2 protein-coding genes are annotated in these 2,237 nt (G+C 38.7%); both read left to right on the forward strand.

The window, feature by feature from the left end; translation table 11 throughout:
* The first annotated feature begins 1,143 nt into the window (after positions 1-1,143).
* A complete protein-coding gene (locus NWP21_RS00410) occupies positions 1,144-1,509 on the forward strand; it encodes a Mo-dependent nitrogenase C-terminal domain-containing protein (RefSeq protein WP_280791197.1) in 366 nt (121 codons plus the stop codon).
* Between the two features lie 22 nt (positions 1,510-1,531).
* A complete protein-coding gene (locus NWP21_RS00415) occupies positions 1,532-1,804 on the forward strand; it encodes a cupin domain-containing protein (RefSeq protein ID WP_271731465.1) in 273 nt (90 codons plus the stop codon).
* The last annotated feature ends 433 nt before the right edge of the window (positions 1,805-2,237 follow it).

The following is a 2,237-nucleotide window of genomic DNA, read 5'->3' on the forward strand; positions in this document are numbered from 1 at the left end:
ACGCCTTAGCCAGACGCGATATTTCTCTTAAGATTTACAAGAAAGACTACCGCTATCATTGCTTGGTTTTCGCGTTGGCAATAGTCTTAATTCAATACTTAATATCGTATTATATATCAAGTGGGCGATTTTATTAACTCACTTATGTCAATGCTTGTAATCATAAGTATAGTTTTGTCTATAAAATAGCCAGCTTAGGACTAGCTCTCCTATAGGTTCTACGTTAAAGCCATGTTTGGCTTGCAGTCAATTTCTCAATATTTTGGCAAATTTTGTAATATCACTTAACAATAGTTATTTTAGTTACGAGGTCTCACGTACTTAGAGGATGTTTGATAAGTTTTCAACAGGTAATTTTTATCTTAGGGAACAGGGAACAGGGAACAGGGAACAGGGAACAGGGAATGGGGAATGGGGAATGGGGAACCGAAACAATCAAATCCAATCCCCTCCCCTTACAAGGGGAGGGTTAGGGTGGGGTCAAACAATAGTTGATACACTAATCATGACTTATCAAACATCCTCTTAGGCCTAGGAACCTGCCGCGCTGGAAGAAATCAATAACTCATCAGAGTGCTTGTGAGGTCAGAATACTTCTAGCTATGGTCAGTCCCAACGGCACAATAGGTTAGTTTGTACTTATCAAAGAATATGGCGGGGGATATTAAATAATATCCGACAGTAGTTTTGTAGCGAATACGACAATTTTTATGATATCCGGGGACTAAAATAAATTAAAGTCAAGGAATAACTACAAATCTAGCCTAGCTGGAACCAAGGTTACACCCTGCTTGTGACTGCCAAAGTAGAATTACAACTACTGAGCAGTTTCTCACGCATAAATTTAAATTTAATCTGGGGGATCACTATTTTGAAGAGCAAGAACTAATAAGTATAAGTTAAGGGAATACCATTTTTATATTTTCTTTGTTATTTTGTATTTAACGGGACAGTTATTCATTATCCAGTGAGCTAAATATAAAGTGAGTGAACTATTTACCAGGAAAGTCTATGCAAATTACTCACTTTGTGATTGTCCCCGTTTGATTTATCAACACAAGACAAATCCCAGATATAGATGGCATGGTAAAACTCCCAATCGGCAAATAGTTTATCAATACAAGGAACACCTTGGTCAGAACTATGGTTAAGACAAATAATCAGCATATTATCCTACCTGCTTTTATCAAAGCTGTGGAAGTGGAAGCAACTGACAATGTAGGTAGCCACAATAAATTTACTCCACGCAAATTCCACTTACTGCAACCATTACGTAAAAGGCTAGACAACATTGAAATTAAAAATCGCGACTTTGCTCACTTTATTGCTAAAATGATTCCGTCTCAGTGTCCTTTCGAGCGCGATGTCATGCTATTTGGGCGCAAAATAGCCCACATCCCCCCTCTGTGTAAGCTTAATCCACTGTATGATGAATTTGTCGGCTTACGCTTTCGCGCTTTGTGTTATTTAGTAGATGAGTGTGGAGAGGACATTCAATCCTACTGCTAAATCCTAACCGAGAAAACATGGTATGGAAATTAAAATTGAGCATCAACCAAGTCAACTACGCCTCAACCAGTTGGGTGTGTTTCAGTGGGCAATTTGGCAGAAAGAAATATCCAAATTTACCTGGACTTATGATACTCAAGAAACTTGTTATTTTTTGTTAGGTGATGTCGTTGTTACCCCCGATGGTGGACAACCAGTGAAAATAGGAAAGGGTGATTTAGTGACTTTTCCGGCTGGTATGTCTTGTATATGGGAAATCACCAGCGACGTGAAAAAACATTACTGCTTTGATTAGTTAAGATCCCAGAATCATGAATTAATTTCCTGGTCTTTTGGTTTCTTTCATCCTCCAGAATGCAAACATCTCCACAGTGACCAGGAATTAAATAGAAGCATAGGAGACATACTGGTGCTGTGTCTCCTATAATTTTGAATATGAGAGGATGTTTGATAAGTTTTCAACAGGTAATTTTTATCTTAGGGAACACCGAACACACCGAACACGGTATGGCTAACGCCACGCTATCGCTATCAACTTCGCTCACCGACCACACAAAAAACAATAAAATCCAGTCCCCTCCCCTTACAAGCTATCCATTACCCGGATCTTTCTTAACATTCGTGAGAGCGATCGCTCGCAAACCCCCAAACCTTAATCCTCCGTTGATGATTATCAATAAAATAAGGGTTTTATCAAGAAGAATAAGGTACATTTTGTCAAGAGTAGG

The sequence above is a fragment of the Anabaenopsis sp. FSS-46 genome (assembly GCF_029891665.1).
Lineage (GTDB): Bacteria > Cyanobacteriota > Cyanobacteriia > Cyanobacteriales > Nostocaceae > Anabaenopsis > Anabaenopsis arnoldii.